This is a genomic window from Paraburkholderia phymatum (assembly GCF_040965635.1).
GTDB lineage: Bacteria > Pseudomonadota > Gammaproteobacteria > Burkholderiales > Burkholderiaceae > Paraburkholderia > Paraburkholderia phymatum_B.
The window spans coordinates 161,255-181,295 of the sequence record NZ_JBFRCH010000013.1; the positions used below are offsets into that span (position 1 = coordinate 161,255).

Genomic DNA, 20,041 nt, shown 5'->3' on the forward strand with positions numbered 1-20,041 from the left:
GGGTTTGTCCGCATTTTTTTGCGGTACCGCCCGTGACAGGATTTCATCAGGCTCGCCGGCAATAAGCGAGCCACCTGGACGACCCAGTTTCAGTCACCCGTGGTTATGCATCGCAGGCGCTTTATTATCTCGGCGGCGAGTGCCGCCGCTGGCGCGGTGTTTTCCGCGCGGGCCGCACCGGACCAGCATTTCGACATTGTCTATCCGCAGATCAGGCCGGGTCGCGACGTGCATGCGGCGTTCGCGCTCGCTACGCTGGATGTCGCGATGAAAGCGGCCAACGCGTCGTATACGACGCGTCAGCTCGAGGTCGTGATGGAGCGCGGCCGCGCGCTTGCCGAACTCGCCAGCGGTACGACGATCAACCTGCACTGGACGAGCATGGAGGCGCAGGCCGAGCGCGGCCTGAACGTCGTGCATATTCCGATTCATCGCGGTCTGATCGGCTATCGCGTGTTTTTGATCAGACAGGACCGCCAGGTCGATTTCGACGGGATCGAAACGCTGGAGGATCTTCGCTCGATGACGGGCGTGCAGGGGCTCGGCTGGATCGATGCGAGGATCATGCGCAACGCCGGCCTTCGCGTGCAGACACCTTCGACGTACGAGACGATCTTCAGGATGCTGGAGGGCCGACGCGTGGACTATTTCCCGCGCGGCGTGATCGAGGCGTATCCCGAACTGGAATCGCGCAGGGCGACGGAGCCCGATCTCGCCGTCGAGCAAAGTCTGCTGCTCGCGTATCGTTCCGATTTTCTGTTCTATGTGTCGCCGAATCATGGAGAGCTGGCGGAGACGATTGCACGTGGCTTCACGGCCGCGTATCGCGACGGATCGTATCTGAAGTTGTTCAACACGCATCCGTACATCCAGAATGGGTTGAAACGCGGGAATCTGGGTGGCAGGAAGGTGATACGGCTGGACAATCCATTCATGTCGGACGAGGATCGAGCGATTCCCGATTCATACTGGATGCGCCTTTAGACGGCACGCGCAGTAGCTGGCAGCGCGCATCGTTCCGCATGAACTGTTCGAACTGAATGCGTTGATGGCGATTGCGTTGATGGTCGACGGGGGGTGCGCTGGTTCCGGATGTCGTCTCGCCGTTGATAGCATCCTTGAAGGTAGCAAAAATCGCCTTGCCGCGATCGGGAACACGCTTCGACTCAATGCTTCTGGTATGTCCCAACAAGGTGCGCCTCTGCAATCACGTGCGCCTTCATTGCTTGTTCCAATGCGGATTTGCTGGGCGTGCCGAGATCCGGCAACGCGGCATCGAGCGCATACAGTTTGAAGAAGTAACGATGACGACCGATGGGCGGGCAGGGACCACCGTACGTCACTCGCTTCCAGTCGTTGGCGCCCGCGAGCGTGCCTGGCGGTACCTGAGTTCCGGCGGCACTTTCTGCAAGGCCGCCGGCCGTCGGTGGAATATTGTAGAGAACCCAATGCACCCAGACTGTTTTGGGCGCGGCCGGGTCCGGGGCATCGGGATCGTCGACGATCAGGACGAGGCTCTTTGCGTTCGCGGGCACGTCGGTCCATGCTAGCGGCGGCGACAAATCTCCGCCTTGGCAAGTATGACGTCTGGGGATCTCATCGCCGTGTGTAAAGGCTGAAGACGTCAGATTCATGGTCATAGGGACCTCACGCGGACGGTCGCAAGCGGCGGCGCGGCCGAGAGGTCAACGAATTCGCGCGTCTGCGAAGCAAGGCCTTCGTGCCTGCCGGAAATTTTCATGATAGACGATAGGTGCATCGCACGTGAAAGCGGCGGACATCATGATTCGACGTCGCCGGGATCGTGGCGATAGGCGATCAGCTTCATGCTCATGCGCTCGCCCCCTCATTGAAATATGAAACCGGCAGCGTCCCGCGCAAACGCAAACGCGTGTGGCCGCCACGTCGCGCCCATTCAGGCGCAGAGGCTTGCCATGCCGCTTCTGTTGACAGATAGGTGGATGGGACACCCGTCGGCATATCGGGAATCGATTCGCCGAGCGAATTCGAGCGGACAGGCCTTTCAGCTTATGCATCGGCTCGTGCTCGTCAAAAGCTCGGGGCGTAACAGACCGGCGCGTCCGAATTGCACCACAACCCGGGCGACCCCGGTGCTGCCCTCGGCACGGCACAGTACTAAACTGACGGGCAGGAGCGCTGCGCAGGCTGGCTGGCGAACAGCGCTTCGGCGCCGGCTCGACGACCTGACGACGGGTTGCTCATGGATGACAAACCGAATTATCCGATGTCTCACGAGTCCGTGATGTTTGCGGACGTAAGTCGCAGCACGGAGCTTTACGAGACTGTCGGCGACATGCTTGCCTTCGAGGCGATCGCGCAGTGCATCGCGCTGATGAAATCGTGCTCGGAAGCGTTGGGAGGGCGAATCGTCAAGACCATCGGCGACGAAGTCATGGCGGTGTTCCCCTCCGCCGAACACGCGATGCAGGCCGCGATCGATATGCAGTTGGCCGTCTCCGGGTTGCCCGCCGTGGCGGGACAGCCGATGTCGCTGCGAATCGGCTTTCATCACGGCCCCGTATTGCCCGACGAAAGGGGAGACGTGTTTGGCGACACGGTGAACCTGGCCGCCAGACTGACCGGCTTTGCTTCGCCGGGACAGGTCGTCACGAGCAAAGACACGGTTGAGTGTCTCTCGGCGAGACTGCGTCAGATGGCGCGCCACCTTTACCCGATACAGGTGCGAGGAAAAAGACAGCCAACGGAGTTGTTCGAGGCGATCTGGCAACAAGGCGCTGACCTGACGGTCACAGGTAACGATCTGCAGCGTCTGCCCTGTTCATCGTTGTTGACCCTGCGGTATGCGGATGTCTGTGTGGAAATGAGTGAAGCGTCCGCGCTGGTGACCATCGGCCGTGGCGCGAACATGAGCATTGTCGTGCACGATCGCCGTGCGTCGAGGGTGCACGCATCGATCGAGTGCCGCAGCGGAAAGTATGTGTTGCGCGATTGCAGTTCGAACGGCACATGTATCACCATCGACGGTGGCCATGAGCTCATTCTTCGCCGCGACGAGGTCACGCTTTGGGGCCACGGCTGGATCTCGTTCGGACCGTCCGGCGGCGATGAGGCGGAGCGCGTGGACTTTTCCTGCAGACTCCTCTCCGGACGGTCGGGTTGACCGATGACATATGAGCGGGCGAAACGCACCAGGGTTCGGGATCGACGCCGTCGCGCCTGGGCTGGCCGGTCACGGCAGACCGCTTGCCGTTGGTATCCGCGCGCGAACAGGGCGTTGCCGCGGCCATGAACGTGCTGCTCCTGGAACCGATGGTAATCACGGCTCGCGCATGACGAGCCGTTCTTTACCGTGCCGGATAGTACCCGGTCATGAAGAGGTCAACGTATCGCCCGACACAAGAACGCGCTGTCCAATCTGCACGGTCGGCTGCGTCGAATAGCTGAAATTGCGGTAGCTTCCGTCTTCCATGCGGACCTGTACCTGGTAGCTGGTCTGCTTGCGTACCGCATGCTCGATGCCGTTGCCCGCGAGACCGCCGCCGACGGCGCCCGCGACCGTGGCGAGAATGCGGCCGCGTCCACCGCCGATCTGATTGCCGATGAGACCACCCGCAACCGCACCGCCGACTGCGCCGAGGCCGGTCGTCGGCTCGGGCGTCTGAACGGGAGTGATCGCGACGACTTCGCCGGCGTTCGGATCGGCAGCGATCTGTCGTGCGCCGGAGGGTTGCGAAGGCGCCTGCGAGTACTCGCCGTTTGCGTACTGCGGGGCGGGCGCGACGTGCGGTTTGTGCGTGTGATGAACGCGCGGGGGAGCCGCAGGTCCCGTCTGTTGCGCATAAGCCTGAGCCGCCGGTTGAACGGCGGGTTGAACGGCGGGTTGAACCGGATTGGGTTGCTGTACGGCCAGCGGCGAGCTCGCGGGCTGTGCAGCGGCTGCCGCGACCTGCGCGCTGGGTGACGGCACTGCATGCGATACGGGAAGGATACCCGTCATCGCTGCGACGCCTGTCGCACAGGCGAGGATGACGGACACGGCTGCGCCCGCGATCAACGGATGAATGCGGCTGCGTTGCGCGATGCTGTTTGTGACGTTGGTGTTCATTGCGGCCTCCACTGGTGTGTGCCAGCAATAACGTCGCGTCGACGAGGGCGGTGCACGCGCGGGGGCGCTCACTTTGTAAGCATTTGTACCGCGTCGGGGGCCGGGTTGTTCGACGCGCCTCGCATCGGAAGAGCAAAATGCGCCAAGGTCCTGTCCAGTCGCCTGTCGATCTCAACGCTGCGAAGAACAACAGAAACTGGTTGGCGAGGTCGCGGCCATTGCGGCGGATAAGCGCGGGCTGCGAATGGTTACATGGAGCAGTCCGCGAGGCCGCGTCATGTAACTAATCTTCTGAATATGGACACTCGCTTGCGTCTCCCGACCTGTTGCGACAGAACCGGGCACGCGAATGTGAGGCGAGCAATGAACGTCAAATATACCGCTGGGGCGCTATTGCTGCTCCTCGCATCGACAATTTGCGCATTTGGCCAGGAGGCACGTCTGACCGACGCACAGATCGTCGGCATCCTTCTTGTAGCGAATCAGGCGGAAATCGCGGCCGGCCAAACAGCCTTGCGCAGATCCCAGTCGCGGAGCATACAAAGCTTTGCGAGCCGGATGGTTGACGAGCATGGACAGGTGAATCAGGAAACCGCCGAATTGATGCGGAGACTCGCGGCGACGCCACAACGAAGTGCGGCTAGCGATGCGCTGACCCAGCAGAGCTACGACGACCTCGCGAGGCTCAACGCAGTCGAAGCGCGCGAGTTCGATCAGGCATACCTCGATCGCGAGGTCATCTTCCTGCAGCAACTGGTCAAATCGGTAGACGCGTTCATCCCGGCCACGCAAAACGCGGAATTGAAGGTACTGCTCGTCCGGTCCCGCCCCTCTTTTATTTTCCATCTCGACCAGGCTCACCGACTTCAATTGGCGCTCGAACGGCCGGGCTACGGACGATGATCCGCGCGGCGAGTAAAGGATGTAAAGGACGTAAAGGACGTAAAGGACGTAAAGGACGCTCGCCGGCTACATGAAAACCATGCAGGGCGCCGTGGCGGTCGCCTGCGAACACCGCGCACTTCCGGACAATTCGGCCGCGTCGGTGTGCAGGCCGGCTGTGCGGCATCGCCCTATAATATTTATCGGACGGTCTCGCGAATGGACGTTCCGGAGTATAGCTATGATCAATGCGGATCTTGGGCAGCAGCTTGAGGGCTATGTCGCGAAGCTGGTTGAGTCGGGGCGCTACGCGTCTGAAAGCGAGGTACTGCGCGAAGGCGTGAAGCTCATTCAGGATCGTGAGCTGCAACTCAACGCGCTGGATGCGATCATCGACCGCGGGATTGTCGATTCGGAGGCCGGACGGGGCAAGCACGCCGGAGACGTGTTCGACCGGCTTGAAGCAAAGTACCACGCGATGGCGAGCACCAGGCAATGATTGTCCAGATCCTTCCTGACGCGGACGCCGACCTCGAGGCCATCGGCGATTACCTGGCCCGCGACAATCCCCGTCGTGCGCTGAGTTTCGTGCGCGAGCTGCGCGACAGGTGCCGGCGGCTTGCCGACATGTACGTTGTATTCCCGATGGTGCCGCGCTACGAAGAACGCGGCGTGCGTCACTACGTTCACGGCGGTCACCAGATTTTCTATCGTGTCGTAGGCGAGCCCCCCGAGCGCATCGACGTTATTCACATCCTGCACAGCGCGCGCAACTACTCGGCGATACTGTTTCCCTGAAGTTCGCGTGAGCCACCCGACGACGATCCGATTGCTTCTGCGGGTGTGACCTTTGCTCAAGAACGGCGACGTTCCGCGCAAACGCGCGCCTTTGCCGATTGCCCATACTTCACCGCGCATCGTTGAATGCCGATGCCCGCATGTGTGAAAGCGCGACTTGCCTCGCCATTTCCGACGGGTTGCACGGCAATGGGTTTTCCGGATGCCGTTGAACTGTCCATGGGCGGATTACTGCGCGTATCGCACGAGCAACGCATTTCGTACCTGATCGGCCTCTTATTAGCGGGTTGCGCGGTGTCGTTCATACGCGGTCTGGCACGAAACGCAACGGGCCGTGTAGGGCGCTGCGACAAGCCGCTCATAACCGATCGGTTCCCCGCACTCGACGCATGCGCCGTAGAGGCCGGCGGCGATGCGGGCCAGCGCCGCGTCGATTTGCTGCAGTTCGGCGAAATCGTGCCGCGCGAGCGCAGCGCGCAACTCGTCGCCCGCCTTGCGCGATGCGGTCTCGTCGGGATGCGACTCGGGGCCCAGCGCTTCGGGCGGCCGGGCTCCGGCGAGATCTCCGTATTCGCCGTGCAGCGTCGCCTGCAACTCACGACGGCGCTCGCGGAGCCTTTGCTGTAACAGCATGAGTTCGGAAGAGGTGAGGGTGATCATGGACAGGTTCGATGTGTTCTGTAACGCCACGCACAACGGTGGCACTGCGAATGCTTTCGTCAGATTGCATGCCCGCCGATTAAGTATTCAACTCGCGCTCGATTCGAGTTCGACGCGCATGCTTCAAGTATAGGTTTTGCAAAGCAGCAGTATCGACCCGTCGTTAGAGAGGCCTTACGAGCGCCCGGATATGGGGGCGGGACGGCATGCACTGACTTGCGAACGGAGGATGCCATGGAATCCCGGCTATCTATGCAGGAGGTTACGATTCCCGTGGAGGGCGCGCGTCTGATGGGCACGCTTGCGCCACCGCAGGACACTCGTTCACTGGTTCTGTTCGCGCACGGCAGCGGCAGCTCGCGGTTCAGCCCGCGGAACCGGTACGTGGCCGCGGAACTTAATCGGGCGAGCATCGGAACGCTGCTGATGGACCTGCTCTCCGAGCAGGAGGACATCGGCCCGGCTGCCCGCTTCGACATCGACCTTCTGGCGGCGCGTCTCGCGCAAGCGACGGAATGGATCGCGGCGCGGCAGACACCACCGCTTTCTGTTGGCTACTTCGGCGCGAGCACGGGCGCCGCTGCTGCAATACGCGCGGCGCGGATATCGTCTGTTCCGATCCAGGCCATCGTTTCGCGAGGCGGGAGGCCCGATCTCGCCGGACGCGACGTGCTCTCGTCAGTGCACGTGCCTACGCTGCTGGTGGTCGGCGGGCTCGATACTCACGTCATCGAACTCAATCGCGCGGCGTTCGCCCTGCTCGACGGCCCGAAAGATCTGGTGATCGTTCCCGGCGCGACGCACCTGTTCGAGGAGCCCGGAACGCTGGAAGCCGTCGCGCGGCTCGCTGTGCAGTGGTTCGAGCGCTACCTCGGCAACTCGCGTGGCAATACACGCGGTGACGCGTAATGCTGCATCCGTCAGCGTAAGCCGGCCGGGCTGGCGAGGCACACGAACTGCCGTGGGTGTACAGCGCCTACGCAAATGCACGCAGCACAAACGTGTCGTCTGCGCGCCGCTCCACGTGGGCGCCTAACGGCCGGCTCTCCCGATTGAGCGTTTCTTCCAGCCATCGTATGCCTTCTTCAGGCGCATGGTTGACGCGCAAGCGCCGTGTCTGCGTGGGCGTCATCGACAGCTTGACCAGCTTGCCCGTAGCGACGTCGACGACGGGGAAATACATCAGCGCGAGATCGCCGCGATACGCTTCCTGGCCGCCAATACCTTCATAGTCGTTGATGAAGTCCCCGGCGCCGTAGAGGAGGAGCTTGTCCTGATACACCTCGATGCCCTTCACATGGTGCGACGAATGGCCATGCACCACATCCACTGCAGCCGAATCGACGAGATCGTGTGCGAAGCGCCGGTGCGACGCGGGTATGTCGAAATCGAAGTTCGCGCCCCAATGGATCGAGACGACGACGATATCGGCGGGCTGCTTGATCCTACGCACTTGCGTCGCGATGGCGCGCACGGATTCGGCGGAAAAATCCGCGAGCCTGTTCACACCTGGACGGCCCCGGCCAGCAGCCCAGTCCTCGTTCACGCCGCTGCATTGCGTCGCAAGGGCGAAGAGCACGACCCTGCCGCGTCCCGCGAGTTCGATCAGGGCCGGTGCGGCCGCCTCGACGTCGTCCTGTCCCGCACCGGCCGTATGAATGCCGGCGGCACGCAAAGTACTCAGGGTTTCCGTCAGACCACGGTAGCCCCAGTCGAGCACGTGATTATTCGCGAGCGAGCAGCAGTCGATTTTCGCCGCGCTCAGAACGGGCGCATTGGCGGCGTGCATGCGGTAGTGGATGCCCTTCCTGGGCCAGGCGTCCTCGCTGGACGTGACGGCGGTCTCCAGATTGATGATGCGGGCATCGGGATTCATCCGATCGAGTTCGCGCAGCGCATCGCCCCAGACGTAGTCGAACGGGACACGCTCCGGCAACGGGCCGGCATTCGCCTCGGCGAGGCTCACATAGTCTTTCGCCGATCGAACATAGGGCTCGAAGAGACGGGGCCGGTTGGGATGCTTCAGTATCTGATCGATGCCGCGCCCCAACATCACATCCCCGCATAGAAACAGCGTAATGCAGTTCATGCGTCAGCCAGCAGCGGAATTCCCAGGCAGCGCCCGTCGTCGCGTATCGGCAGCGGCATCCCGGCGCGTGGACGCTTTCAGAATAGTTCGCTGGCATTTCTGCGTCCAGGTAAGCGGTCCGTACAATGGCGATACGCGCATCGTTTTCGATTATCGGCGTTGTTCCTGCACGTTTCGGCAAGGCGCGAGAGGCGATCGGCTTCCTGCCCCGGATCATTTCGTTGAACCATGAAATCCCATACTGTCCCGCGCAAACGCTTTTATGTCCTCGATGAGAAGGACAGGCCTGTCGAGGTGTTCGACCGCAGCGAGTGGTCGCGCTGGATGTCTGAGAACGAACAGATCTTTCGCCGCACGTTGCTGGAAGAGTCTGGTGTGACAATCACGACCCGCTTCCGCGGTGTGTCCGAAACGGATGTCGGGGAGGCCCTGCTGTTCGTGACGCGCATTGCTGGAATGCAAGCACGGGACAACAAGAGCTACGGAGCACGTACGCTCGATGAGGCGCTGGAGCAGCATGAGCGCATCGTACAAAAAATCCTCCAGATGCTGACGGGGCGATGATCGTCACAATTGCGGCAGATGTTCTGCGACGGTAGGCACGCCTTGCGAAGGAGAATTGCGTACCTGCGCGTTCACGGGAACGTCCGGCAGCTATTTGACCTGCCTTTCTCCGCGACGCAAGTGATCGCCGGCTAAACGGCCTTGGAGCGCGACGTCGGCAGGCCGTGGAGGAATTGCCGTGCTCGTTAGCGATGTGCTGCCGCGTTGCAATGAGCAGTTCCACCCGCTAGCGTCGCAAGTACTCCTTCTCTACTGCCCCTTATTCAATCAACTCCCTTTGCCACGACAGCGCACTCTCGCGCGGTCACGAAGCTTCAGCTGCCTGATGTACTTCGCCACCCCGCATCAAGCGCCGCGCGATGTCGGCCGTTTGCAGCGTCCCGCGTTCAGTCGGCGAATGAGCCGCGAGATAGCGGACGACCGCAATGAGAACATGCCGGCCCTCGCCGGTATTGCCCCACGCAGCAAACTGCCGAACGCCAGCCTCCAGCATCTGATAGGCATGGAAACCCGCATCTTCGCGCAGCACCGCAAGGGCAAGCGTGCCGATCAGCGTCTGCGGCGGATGGTCAAGCGTGAGGTGCCGCGCCACCAGCCTTGCCGCAAGATCAACCTGTTGCTGCCGGTCGAGGGCGTCAAGCAACGCGGTGCGAATTGTTTCTTCGTCGGCGGGAAGGTCGTCGAGCTGATCGTTGCCCTCGCCCGGAAGGCGGGCCGGTGGCACGTTCAGATACCGGGCAAGGTAGAGCGCCATGGCGCCATGCATGATGGCGCGTATGGCCGTGACATGACCGTCGATGCCCGCGTTTCCGGTCCGCGTAAGCATCTGGTGGAGCGCGTTGGCATGGGTAAAGACGTGGTGCGTCGTTTCCCAGTCAGCGTGCTCGTTGGCATTGCCGAAGCGCGCTACGCGCAGCGCCGCTCCGTAAGCGAGGGACTGTCCCAGGTCAGCAGGCGCGGCGCCTGCGCGGATCGCCGCTTTCAGCGCATCGATGATCTTTGCCGGATCGTCTCCGAGCAGTTCGCGGGCGAGCGACGCGTGGTTCGACCAGCCCTGCAAGCCGCGCCCGGCAGTGAGAAGTTGCCCCATCTGGCGGGCTGATTCGTCACACAGCGCGACAAGATCAACGGGCTGGCGCCAGGCGGTCGATTCCTCGGCGCCACGCGCGGCTACCATCTGGGCGACGATAGTAGGCAGCACAGCCGACGCGTGCTCCCAGCCGATCAGGTCGAGACACTCAAACGCCTTGTTGATGAAGTCGAGCGTATGACCGGTGTCCGCGAACGCCCGTTCGGTCCCGGCCGACAGTAGGGCGTCGGCCAGCACAGATGGTGAGAGACCAGCGGCGATCGCCGTCAACAGCGTGCGCTCGGCCGCCTCGCGATGGCGCACGTTGGTCCAAAGCCGCAGCCAACGCTTGAGCATGGCCGGCTCCGGCCGGCTTCCAAGCGGCGCGCGTTCCCGCCGCGGCGCTTCGCCTTCGCAGTCCGCCGCTACACGGCGCGCGCTCTGGAACAGGGCGAGCCAGGCCTCGTCGTCTGGCAGCATGGGCAGCAGATTGGCGAGCGCCGTCAATATCGTGAGACCGACGCCCCAGCCGTCACGGTTCCGTGCCCCGAATAGCACCACCTGCCGCACGATATCGGCGGCCGGCACATCGGCTGCGAGCAGACCATGCACGGCTTTGGCGATGACGAGTCCGAGGTCGTGTGCGAGGCCGTTTTCAAGCCGCTGATGCCAGTGCGCCGCGGGATCGGAATGTCCAAACGTGGTCGCCACCCAGACGTCGCCATTGCGCAGTTCGACCGCGCGGCACGGTACATCGTCCGCCCAGAGATCAAACGTGCAGCCGCTTTCCAGATCGAAGCGGGCGTGGTGCCAATGACAGGTCAGGATGCCGTCATCGACAGTGCCTCGCTCGAGCGGGAAGCCCATGTGGGGGCAACGATTGTCGAGGGCGAAGACGCGCCCGCGGTCGTAGATGACGAGGATCGGACGATGGTCGCCTTGCACGACGAGCCGGCCCTTCTCCTTCAGCTCCTCCAGGCTCCCCACGAGCACGAATTCGTTATTCGGTGAATCCATGCGCATACCTCCCGCATTCGTTCCTTCACGGACGTCGTAGGCACGCCCGGTCTCTTGTCAACAAAGCATACTCTCATGCAAAACGCGATTGGCGGGAGGGCGGGTTGATTGCTTCTGGTCGTCACGGATGTGTGCCCGGCTGCAGTTCCAGGTTGCGCGACCTGGCGCCGCGCCCGTCGGCTGAACTTCCTGCTAGCGCGGACCGACGACGGCCTGCAGACGGCGTACACTTCAAATACGGCGCGGCTGCCGTATCGGAGGTTGCTATGGTCCGAAAGTTCTCTGATCTGTTCAGGCGGCATCCAATGACAGGTGCTCCTGATGACACGGCCCACGCGGAATCTCAATCTCAACGGGATGAACACGCACGGTTTGCTCAGACGCAGGCGAAAAAGCTCTGGGAAACAGTCAGTCGTCGTCGCCACAGGGATATGAGAGGCCGTTAAGTGGGCGAAATGGACGAACCCATCGTCCGGAAACTCGAAACGCGTAATTCCGTGCCCCAGGGTGCTCCGGCTACTGGGGCCTCCGGAATCGTGTTTCGGGTATTCGACCAATTCCTTCAACAGGCATTCTGCAATGAATGAGCCGCTCCTCCCGTTGTGAATTTGCCCCAATTGGAACGACGAAATCAGCGCTCGAAAACAGTCGGGTTCCTAATCGAGTAGCGCGCGAATAGCGCGGAATTCCGATTCCGCAGCCGTCATTTGAAGCCATGCAACCAGACGCTGCTTGCGTTCTGCATCGGTGATGCGGTCGTCGTCCCGCCGATTGAAAATTTGCCGTGCTCCACGTACCGGCCCTGCTATATGCGTTCCATTCGGCACCGGGGGGCACTGGCAGTGATGGAAGATGTAAAGCAGGACGCCGAGCGCCGGAAAGTCGAACTCGTTGTCGTGCCGACGGAGGAGGCCTTCGCCAGCCTCAATGAGCAGGCAAGCCGAACCGACGCGATTTTGCATGTCACGTGCCGAGGGCGCTACTTGCGCAGCGTTTCAAAGGCGAGCCGGCCCGACCGAAACACCGTGGGGCGTCCGGGCGCGTTGTCACGAAGTTGCCCGGTGAGCGCGCGAGTCCGGGCACACGACATGGAGAGACGAACAGCGCGGCTACAGCGCCCCGATGAAATCCTTCCACACGGTCGCTTGCATGGTCTCGGTTGCGGCGTGACCATAGCCCCGGATGATCAGCGCCGCGAGTTCAAGCTGTTTGAGATCGTTCGACTCGACGATGTCCACGACGTCGAATCGCCCGAGTGTCAGATAGCTGTCTTTCCAGGTGACGGAGGGGCATTCAGCTTTGATCTTCTCCGCCACGGTGTCGGCGATCTGTTTGAGTTCCCTGGGGTCCTTGAACGCGTCAGGAGCGAGACGGCTGAGGATGACGTAGGTAGCCATGGAATACCTCCGTGCAAAATTGGCCCGCGAACAGGTACAGCAGTCACGTTTGATCGGACGGCTACCCGTCAGGCGGTGCGTTGCTGTGCCTCTTGATTATAGTAACGTCCCCTGTCGTTAAACCCTGAGGTCGCGGGCCTTGCTGGTCGTTTGCCAGCCCGGTAATACGCGGCGGGGCGTCGGCCTTATGCAAATTATGCAAAGCCCGTCCATGACGGGCGGAAGGATTCTCACCGTCCGCAGACGGCCTGACAACAGAATGGACCCGGGATGCACCCGTGATGCACCCGTGATGCACCCGGGACGGCGCAACAGCCGGGCGAGCTGCGCCCGACTCGCGTCAAGGCAGTCCCCAGAGCGGTGGGCTCATGATCTCGTCATAGTCGGCGAACATGATGTTAAAGCTGACGCTCACGCGTGGCTGCGCGCTCGAATTTGCGGACACCGAATGCGGTAGCCAGGCCGGGAACATTAACAATGTGCCTTCGCTGACCGGCAAGACCACCTGGTCCGTGTTGTATGCCGTTAGCTCAGTGACGGGCGGACGAATAATGGCAGTCTGCGGGCGCGGATCATGAAAATTGATCGTGTCCGCGCCCGTTTGGGCGCGCAGGTAGTACACGCCGCTCAGGAAGTTATTCGGATGACTGTGCATCCCGTGTGACCCGCCTGGCGCGAGCACATTGATCCAGCATCCGGTGATGCGAAATGAGGCGCCGGCCACCTTGAGAAAGATGAGCACGTCGCGCGCTGCCTGTTCGATGAGCGCAACCAGCGCAGCGAGCTCGGGCTTTCCATGCTGCTGGTGGCCCGATTGCCACGCAGCGCCTTCGCTATGGGCGACATCACCGCTCCGGATCAGGCCGTCCACGTATGCCATCAGATCCTGATCCAGAGGCTCATAACACGCGGGCTCGAGCCGGCGCTGCCATACGAACGTCGGAAAAATGCGGACGATATCCGCAGTGGAAGTGGAGCCTGCCATTGCCGTGCGCGTGCCGCGCTGTATGGGACACCCATTTGTCACTATAGGTCGGAAGTCGGCACCTGTTTGCCGCATCACGTGATCAGGAACATCGGAGGCAAAAATCGATTCTCCTGAAAGGCACGACGAAGAATTAATCGCAGGGCCCTACACGTGGATGAATGGAACTCCCTTGCGGCTCGTTGCGGCGAAAGACAATCGCCCGATCGACGCTGTCTGCGCCGATCTCCTTCCACTATGTCCGCGACGGTGAAGGCTGGTCCCTGCAGAAGAACAGTTCTCTTGATGGACGGGGCGCTACGCGTTCAACGCCGAAAACGTAATGTCTTGCGCGCCTTCCCATAGAACGAGTTTGCCGAATGCTTCCAGGTGCTCGTGGCCTTCCGTCAACGTAAAGAAATGATTACCAGCCAGCTGGCCCATTTTGCTTGCAAAGATGGAGCTGCCATAGACGAACAGGAATTCCGTCTCGCTGAAGCCTCCCGGATAGAGAAGGATATCTCCACGTGATGCGTGGCTCGTGTGATTTTCGAAAGTCAGACCAGTATCGAAGTCGCCCAGCGGAATCCACACCGCTTCGCCGCTCCAGCGAGAATGAATTACCTTATTTTTGAATGGCAGCAGTTCGAGAAAGCGTTGGCAGGTGCGCGGTGCTTTCTGTTCTTCGAGTTGTCCGACAAAGCGGAACGGTCCGGCGTCTACGAGAATCTTTTTCATGTCGACTCCAATTCGGGTCAGCCTGTCTGGCCGCGGTTCAGCAGCCGTTCAAGCGGTTCGGGCAGACCTCGATTCGGCTTGACTGGCGGCTGGGTAAAACTCCCCTTCGACGCCTTTAACGGACCGAGCCGGATAAGGCCCTCAAGCTGCGTAATCGCACTCGACACACCATCGACCACGGGCACGGGTAATTCGTCACGGATTTCACGTGCGAGCCCCGCGAGCGGCGCGCCCGCGATAATGATGACGTCGGCGCCGTCATCGTCGACTACCTGGTTGCATAGGGCCTTCAGTCTCGCTGCGTAATCCTGCTGCACGCCGCCGATATCGCGCAACGGTTCGTCGAGCGCGCGGATGCTCGCGAGCCGGCTCGCCAGATGACTGCGTTCGACGGTCTCGCGATACCACGCCTTGATTCGAGGCGAGATCGCGATGATCGAGAAGCGCTGCCCGAGCGTCGCCGCAGTCATCAGTGACGACTCCGTCAGCCCGACTGCGGGCACGTCGATCAGTTCCTTGATGCCCTGCAAGCCCGGGTCGCCGAACGCCGCCACCACGACACCATCGTAGCTGCCGTAGCGCTCGGCCGCCACGCACGCCGTCGCGTATGCGCCGACCAGCGCTTCGAAGCGTGTCTCGATGTACGCAACACCGAATGGTGCCGTCGCGACCTCGATCCCGGTGCCGGGCGAGGCACTGCGCTGCGCCTCTGCCTGGATCAGCGTCGAAACGCTTTCAGAGATGTTGGGGTTGATTATCAGGATATTCATGCTGCGCTCCGATATCAGAGATCGACGTATTGCGGTTTGCCGGCGGCGAGAAAGCGGCCCCGGCCTGCTTGCGGTTCGAGATAGCGGCCGCTCTCGACCAGCAGTTCGCCGCGTGACAGACAGTGCGTCGGCCAACCCTGGACGGTTCGGCCCTCGTACGGCGTGTAGTCGACGTTGTGGTGCATCGCTTCGTTCGAGATGGCGACGTGCTTGAGCGGGTCCCAGAGCACGATGTCGGCGTCGGCACCGACCGCGATCGTTCCCTTGCGCGGATAGAGGCCGTACAGCTTTGCGGGATTCAGCGATGTCAGTTCGACGAACTTGTGCAGTGACAGCTTGCCGCGGCTCACGCCATCGAACAGAAGCGCCAGTCGGGTCTCGATGCCGGGAATACCGTTCGGGATGTGCTCAAACGACACCTCTTTGCCGCCGGGCTTCTTGCCCTGCGGATCGTCGAATGAGAACGGCGCGTGGTCGGACGAGAACACGCTGAACACGCCGCGCTTCAGCGCGCTCCACACTGCCTTCTGGCTGGACGTGTCGCGCGGCGGCGGACTGCAAACGCACCTGGCGCCGTGATAGCCGTCCTCGTGGCCGAGGTCTTCGGCCGTCAGATACAGGTACTGCGGGCAGGTCTCGGCGTAAATGTTCAGGCCGCGTTGCTGCGCCCATTCGATCTGTTCGATCGCATCCTGACCCGAAACATGAACGATCAGGATCGGCACGTCGACGAGTTCGGAGAAGGCAATCGCACGGTGCGTCGCCTCTCGCTCGACCACGCCCGGGCGCGATAGCGCGTGATACTTTGGCGCGTGCTTGCCGGCTTCGGTGAGCCTGTCGGTCAGCCAGGCGATGCAATCCGAGTTCTCGGCATGCACCATGACCAGCGCCTGGTTGTGGCGTGCAACATCCATCACCTCGAGGATCTCGCGGTCGCTGAGCTTGAGATCGTCGTAGGTCATGTAGATCTTGAACGACGTATAACCGGCCGCAATCAGTTCGGGCAGTTCGTGCTTCAATACCTCCGGCGTCGGGTCGGAGACGATCAGATGGAACGCGTAGTCGGTGACTGCACGACCGTCCGCGCGGCAATGGTAGTCGGCAACTGCGGCTTTGAGCGATTGCCCCTTTGCCTGCGCGGCGAACGGGATGACCGTCGTGGTGCCGCCGCACACGGCGGCGCGTGTGCCGCTCAGGAAGTCGTCTGCCATCTTCAGCCCATCAGGCATGGGCTGATCGAGATGGCAGTGCGCATCGATACCGCCGGGCAACGCCAGCAGGCCGGTGGCGTCGATCTCGCGTCTGCCTGCGCCGAGATCACGGCCCAGCGCGACGACGATGCCGTCCTTCACGCCAATATCGCAGTTGAAGCGCTCGGACGCAGTTACCACGTCGGCATTACGGATGACCAGGTCATACACGATTGTCATGGCGGGTCTCTCAGGCAACTTCAGAAAACAGACGACCCCAACCCGCGAGCCGGCTCGTATCGTAGCCGGCCAGCTTCAGCGACTTCCATACCACGGTCGAAATGGTGTCATAGAGCGGGATGCCGTGATGCTGCTCCACTTCCGAGGCCAGATGCGCGGCATGCAGGTTGGTACAGAAGGTGACGATCGCTTCGGGACGGTGCATCGCGACCTCGCGGATCTGTGCGCGCAGCGTCTCTTCGGTTACTTCAGAAAACTGGAAGTTCACCTTCAGGCCGAGATGGTTTTCGGAAGAGCAGTCGATGCCGTTGTCGCGGTAATTGGCGACGATCTTCTGCTGAACTTCCTTGAGGTACGGACTGACCAGACCGAATTTTTTCACGCCGGTTTTGTCCAGAATCTCGTTCAGCGCCAGCACCGACGTAGTCGCGGGGATGCCGGTCGCCTCCTCGATCTCGCGACACAGGCGGCGGTCGGTCTCGAAACCGAGCCAGCCGGATGAAGTGCCGTTCCACGCGATCACATCGACCTTGGCGTCGGCCAGCAGCCTGGCCGCCTGAATGATGTTGGTTGTGTCGAACTGTCCGAGCGCTTTATCGGACAGCGAGATCTCAGTGACCGTGAAGCGCGAGAAATGGGCACTGACACCGGGCAACTGGGCCACCATCGCGCTCGTGATCGGTTCGAGCGCGGTGTTGGATGACGGGGTAAGCATGCCGAGCAGGACGCGTTTGCTCATGATGAAATCAGCAATCAGTTGTTGAGAGTAAGAAAGCCTGGCTTAGACGGGCAGCTTGCGTTCGTAGTCGATCAGCGTCGAACAGACGAAAAGGCCAACGCCTGCGGCAGCGAAAAACATCAGGGCCAGAAAATAGGAGCCGGTAGTCTGCACGATCAGGCCAACGATGATCGGAACGAGAACGCCGCCGATATTGCCGCCCAGGTTCATCAGACCGCCGAGAAAGCCGATCTTGTTGCGCGTGCCGAGGATGGAAGGCAGGCACCAGTACAGACCGCACCAACGCAGGAAGAACAACGTGGATGCAAGCAACACGACCACCGTCATCGGATTGCCGACATAGGCGACCGAGAAGATCGACGCTGTGGCCGCCACGGCGGCGATACCGAAGAGCGTGCGCATCACGCGGTTGGGCGAACCGCCGGCCGCCTTCCACTTGTCGGCGATCCATCCGCCGACCAGTTCACCCACGAATCCGCTGAAGAAGATCGCGAAACTGGCGCCGCCCATCTGCTGAATATTGAAGCCGTGTACCTTGTTCAGATAGTTAGGCATCCAGGTGAGCAAACCATAGAAAACCGAGTTGAAGCACATCCAGCCGAAGAACATGCCCCACACCGAGCGGTAGCGGAAAAAATCGAGGCTGCGCCCGCTGGCGTGAGCCGGCTCGCTGCGGTGTTCCTCTAGCAGGGCCGCTTCGAGATAGTCCGCTTCGGCCTGATTGACGGCCGGATGCTCGCGCGGGTTGTTACGGATGTAGTACCAGGCAAACAGGCCGGCCAGCATGGTGCCGACACCCGCCACCACGAAGGAGGTGCGCCAGGAGCCGAACTCGCTGATCAACCCGGAGATGATCACCGCGCCGAGTGCAGCCCCTAGCGGGGCGCCACCGTCGAGCAGCGTCGCGCCGCGGCCGCGTTCGTGCCGCGTCATCCACATGGCGTTGAGCTTGCCGCCGGCCGGGTAGATCGGTGCTTCGGCGGCGCCCAGCCCCAGACGGGTGAAAATCAGCGCGGTGGCCGTCGTGCAGACGGCGGCAATGCCCTGGAAAAAACCCCAGAACAACGTGGCGCACGCGATTACGATGCGCGGCTTGAAACGGTCAGCCAGCATGCCCCCCGGGATCTGCATGAACGCATAGGTCCAGAAGAACGAGCTGAGAATCAGTCCCTGCACTGCAGGGGCGATGTGAAACTCCTTTGCGATCAGCGGCATGGCCACGGACAACGAGGCCCGGTCCACATAGTTGATGGAAATCAGCATCAACATGATCAGAAAGATTCGCCAGCGTACGCCGGTCCTGACCTGGGTCTGCACAGCCGTATTGACGGTTTGCATCTATGTCTCCTCCGTTCGCCTGATGAAGGCCTTCGGGTTTCATGTCTGTGGCCGGAACCGCTCGCGGCACCGGTGCGCTGCATGCGCCGGTGCAGTATATGATGCCTAATTATGAATTACAAGCGTCGCATTGCTTTGATTTTATTGAGTTTTTTATTTTTGTAGATAGCTAGACAAACCTGTAAGACAATTAAGCAAAGACGGAAGATTCGGAAACGGGCGACATGGACATGAAGTCACTATCGGCAGAAACACGCAAGCGAATCAGCCTGCGTGGCACGGGTATGTATGCGGCGATTGCGGAGCGATTGCGCGAGATGATTCTCGAAGGTGAGTTGCCGCCCGGCGACCATATCGACGAGAAAGCGCTGTGCGAACAGTTCGACATCTCCCGAACACCTTTGCGCGAGGCGCTCAAAACGCTCGTGACCGAGGGCCACGTCACCCACCGGCAACACATGGGTTTTCAGGTCGCACCGATCGACAGGGACGAGATTGCTGCCATCTTTGAAGTGCTGCATGGACTGGAGGAAACGGCCGGACGGCTTGCTGCGCAGCGCATCGACGACAAGCAGATGAAAATGCTTCTGGAGCGCCATCGGGCCATGGAGGCCTACCACCGCGAGGGCAAACGCACGGCCTACTACCGCGCCAACCAGAAAGTGCATCAGCACATCGTCGATGTCGCGGGCAATCCCGTGCTCTCCGACATGTACTCGTCGTTGATGAGCAAGGTCCACCGTGCGAGAGGCGCGGCGAATGCCGATGTGCTGCGCTGGGCCGAGTCGCTTGGCGAGCACAGTGAAATACTGAACGCGCTGGCGAAGCGCGATGGAGCATGCCTCGCCCGGTTACTGCGCGAACATTCGGAACACACGGCAGCGGAAGTGATGAAAGTGCTAGAGGCCAGGAGCGGGAATTAGAAGGCCTGTAATACTCGCATTGGCCGTCGGCCACTTGCGAGTGAAACCGCAAACTGAAGTCGCGGCTATGCGAGCAGCCCCGTTAGCAATTGCTCCCATACGTACATCGCTCAGTGAACTCACGCCTAAGAACGCAGACGGCCGCCTGGTCATGAACGCATCCTTCTCGCGCTTGAACCATGAACGGAACAGCACGACCAGTTCGTCGCCAACTTCTCATCCGGAACGCACGCGCGCCTGGCCTTCGAGGGTCCGCTGATAGCTACCACATGGCCGTTCAAATGAGGTGACCCGGTGGCGGCTCCGGGTTCAAAGGACGAACGACGTGTACTTCATCGCTCGCATTGCGCTTCAATAATCGGCTGCGGGTCCGCCTTGTGATCGCGATCACGGCCAGCACGACGGGCCCTATCGCCAGGCCTTCGGCCAGCTCGGGCTCGATGGGAAGACTTAGGGCAATGCTGATCAAGTCCACCGTTCATGGCTGTCATGCGTTATTGCGTAGACATGCAACGGTAAAAAAAATGAAGAACCAACTGACACTGGCGATGGCGGTCGATCAATGCGGAGGATTCG

21 protein-coding genes are annotated in these 20,041 nt (G+C 61.3%); 8 read left to right on the top strand and 13 right to left on the bottom strand.

The features are described 5' to 3' along the window. Positions 1–105 precede the first annotated feature (105 nt). A complete protein-coding gene (locus AB4Y32_RS22475) occupies positions 106–984 on the top strand; it encodes a hypothetical protein (protein ID WP_368723477.1) in 879 nt (292 codons plus the stop codon). A 182-nt stretch (positions 985–1,166) separates the two neighbouring features. On the opposite strand, the gene AB4Y32_RS22480 is transcribed toward AB4Y32_RS22475, so the two are convergent. Then, positions 1,167–1,640 (bottom strand): YbhB/YbcL family Raf kinase inhibitor-like protein, encoded by a 474-nt coding sequence (locus AB4Y32_RS22480; protein WP_368723451.1) that lies wholly within the window; start codon positions 1,638–1,640, stop codon positions 1,167–1,169. A 581-nt stretch (positions 1,641–2,221) separates the two neighbouring features. Between AB4Y32_RS22480 and AB4Y32_RS22485 the strand changes: the two genes are divergently transcribed. Beyond that, positions 2,222–3,142 (top strand): adenylate/guanylate cyclase domain-containing protein, encoded by a 921-nt coding sequence (locus tag AB4Y32_RS22485; RefSeq protein ID WP_368723452.1) that lies wholly within the window; start codon positions 2,222–2,224, stop codon positions 3,140–3,142. Between the two features lie 207 nt (positions 3,143–3,349). Here AB4Y32_RS22485 and AB4Y32_RS22490 read toward each other — a convergent pair whose 3' ends face one another. Then, on the bottom strand, positions 3,350–4,087 hold the full coding sequence (locus tag AB4Y32_RS22490) for a glycine zipper 2TM domain-containing protein (protein ID WP_368723453.1): 738 nt from the start codon (positions 4,085–4,087) through the stop codon (positions 3,350–3,352). 363 nt (positions 4,088–4,450) lie between these two features. On the opposite strand from AB4Y32_RS22490, the gene AB4Y32_RS22495 reads away from it, so the two are divergent. From AB4Y32_RS22495 to AB4Y32_RS22505, 3 genes are all read left to right on the top strand, one after another. Further along, on the top strand, positions 4,451–4,990 hold the full coding sequence (locus tag AB4Y32_RS22495) for a DUF4142 domain-containing protein (RefSeq protein WP_368723454.1): 540 nt from the start codon (positions 4,451–4,453) through the stop codon (positions 4,988–4,990). 220 nt (positions 4,991–5,210) lie between these two features. Continuing rightward, the gene (locus tag AB4Y32_RS22500; protein ID WP_368723455.1) at positions 5,211–5,468 is read left to right on the top strand and encodes a type II toxin-antitoxin system ParD family antitoxin; all 258 of its coding nucleotides are present in this window, start codon (positions 5,211–5,213) and stop codon (positions 5,466–5,468) included. Next, positions 5,465–5,767, top strand: coding sequence for a type II toxin-antitoxin system RelE/ParE family toxin (locus tag AB4Y32_RS22505; protein WP_368723456.1), 303 nt, complete (start codon positions 5,465–5,467; stop codon positions 5,765–5,767). Before AB4Y32_RS22500 ends, AB4Y32_RS22505 begins: the two co-directional genes overlap by 4 nt. Positions 5,768–6,046: 279 nt before the next feature. On the opposite strand, the gene AB4Y32_RS22510 is transcribed toward AB4Y32_RS22505, so the two are convergent. Continuing rightward, entirely contained in the window at positions 6,047–6,427 is a 381-nt protein-coding gene (locus AB4Y32_RS22510; protein WP_368723457.1) for a TraR/DksA family transcriptional regulator, read from the bottom strand. A gap of 234 nt (positions 6,428–6,661) precedes the next feature. On the opposite strand from AB4Y32_RS22510, the gene AB4Y32_RS22515 reads away from it, so the two are divergent. Next, positions 6,662–7,336, top strand: a complete 675-nt coding sequence (locus tag AB4Y32_RS22515) for a dienelactone hydrolase family protein (protein WP_439899822.1) — start codon at positions 6,662–6,664, stop codon at positions 7,334–7,336. Positions 7,337–7,403: 67 nt separating this feature from the next. Here AB4Y32_RS22515 and AB4Y32_RS22520 read toward each other — a convergent pair whose 3' ends face one another. After that, positions 7,404–8,516, bottom strand: coding sequence for a CapA family protein (locus tag AB4Y32_RS22520; protein ID WP_368723459.1), 1,113 nt, complete (start codon positions 8,514–8,516; stop codon positions 7,404–7,406). Between the two features lie 228 nt (positions 8,517–8,744). On the opposite strand from AB4Y32_RS22520, the gene AB4Y32_RS22525 reads away from it, so the two are divergent. Next, positions 8,745–9,080: a hypothetical protein gene (locus tag AB4Y32_RS22525; protein ID WP_368723460.1), complete on the top strand. Its 336-nt coding sequence runs from the start codon at positions 8,745–8,747 to the stop codon at positions 9,078–9,080. Positions 9,081–9,384: 304 nt separating this feature from the next. Here AB4Y32_RS22525 and AB4Y32_RS22530 read toward each other — a convergent pair whose 3' ends face one another. The 9 genes from AB4Y32_RS22530 to AB4Y32_RS22570 form a co-directional block, all read right to left on the bottom strand. Then, positions 9,385–11,166 (bottom strand): Rieske (2Fe-2S) protein, encoded by a 1,782-nt coding sequence (locus AB4Y32_RS22530; protein ID WP_368723461.1) that lies wholly within the window; start codon positions 11,164–11,166, stop codon positions 9,385–9,387. A gap of 656 nt (positions 11,167–11,822) precedes the next feature. Continuing rightward, complete coding sequence (locus tag AB4Y32_RS22535; protein WP_368723462.1) at positions 11,823–12,128, bottom strand: hypothetical protein; 306 nt, start codon at positions 12,126–12,128, stop codon at positions 11,823–11,825. Positions 12,129–12,275: 147 nt separating this feature from the next. Continuing rightward, complete coding sequence (locus AB4Y32_RS22540; RefSeq protein ID WP_090869651.1) at positions 12,276–12,563, bottom strand: GYD domain-containing protein; 288 nt, start codon at positions 12,561–12,563, stop codon at positions 12,276–12,278. Between the two features lie 340 nt (positions 12,564–12,903). Continuing rightward, positions 12,904–13,548, bottom strand: a complete 645-nt coding sequence (locus tag AB4Y32_RS22545; protein WP_368723478.1) for a 2OG-Fe(II) oxygenase family protein — start codon at positions 13,546–13,548, stop codon at positions 12,904–12,906. Between the two features lie 297 nt (positions 13,549–13,845). After that, the gene (locus AB4Y32_RS22550) at positions 13,846–14,265 is read right to left on the bottom strand and encodes a DUF3830 family protein (protein ID WP_368723463.1); all 420 of its coding nucleotides are present in this window, start codon (positions 14,263–14,265) and stop codon (positions 13,846–13,848) included. Positions 14,266–14,282: 17 nt separating this feature from the next. After that, entirely contained in the window at positions 14,283–15,035 is a 753-nt protein-coding gene (locus tag AB4Y32_RS22555; RefSeq protein ID WP_368723464.1) for an aspartate/glutamate racemase family protein, read from the bottom strand. 14 nt (positions 15,036–15,049) lie between these two features. Beyond that, positions 15,050–16,465, bottom strand: coding sequence for a dihydropyrimidinase (hydA, locus tag AB4Y32_RS22560; RefSeq protein ID WP_368723465.1), 1,416 nt, complete (start codon positions 16,463–16,465; stop codon positions 15,050–15,052). A 10-nt stretch (positions 16,466–16,475) separates the two neighbouring features. Continuing rightward, on the bottom strand, positions 16,476–17,204 hold the full coding sequence (locus AB4Y32_RS22565) for a maleate cis-trans isomerase family protein (protein WP_368723466.1): 729 nt from the start codon (positions 17,202–17,204) through the stop codon (positions 16,476–16,478). Between the two features lie 42 nt (positions 17,205–17,246). Next, complete coding sequence (locus AB4Y32_RS22570; protein WP_368723467.1) at positions 17,247–18,542, bottom strand: MFS transporter; 1,296 nt, start codon at positions 18,540–18,542, stop codon at positions 17,247–17,249. Between the two features lie 224 nt (positions 18,543–18,766). Between AB4Y32_RS22570 and AB4Y32_RS22575 the strand changes: the two genes are divergently transcribed. After that, positions 18,767–19,465, top strand: a complete 699-nt coding sequence (locus AB4Y32_RS22575; protein WP_368723468.1) for a GntR family transcriptional regulator — start codon at positions 18,767–18,769, stop codon at positions 19,463–19,465. The last annotated feature ends 576 nt before the right edge of the window (positions 19,466–20,041 follow it).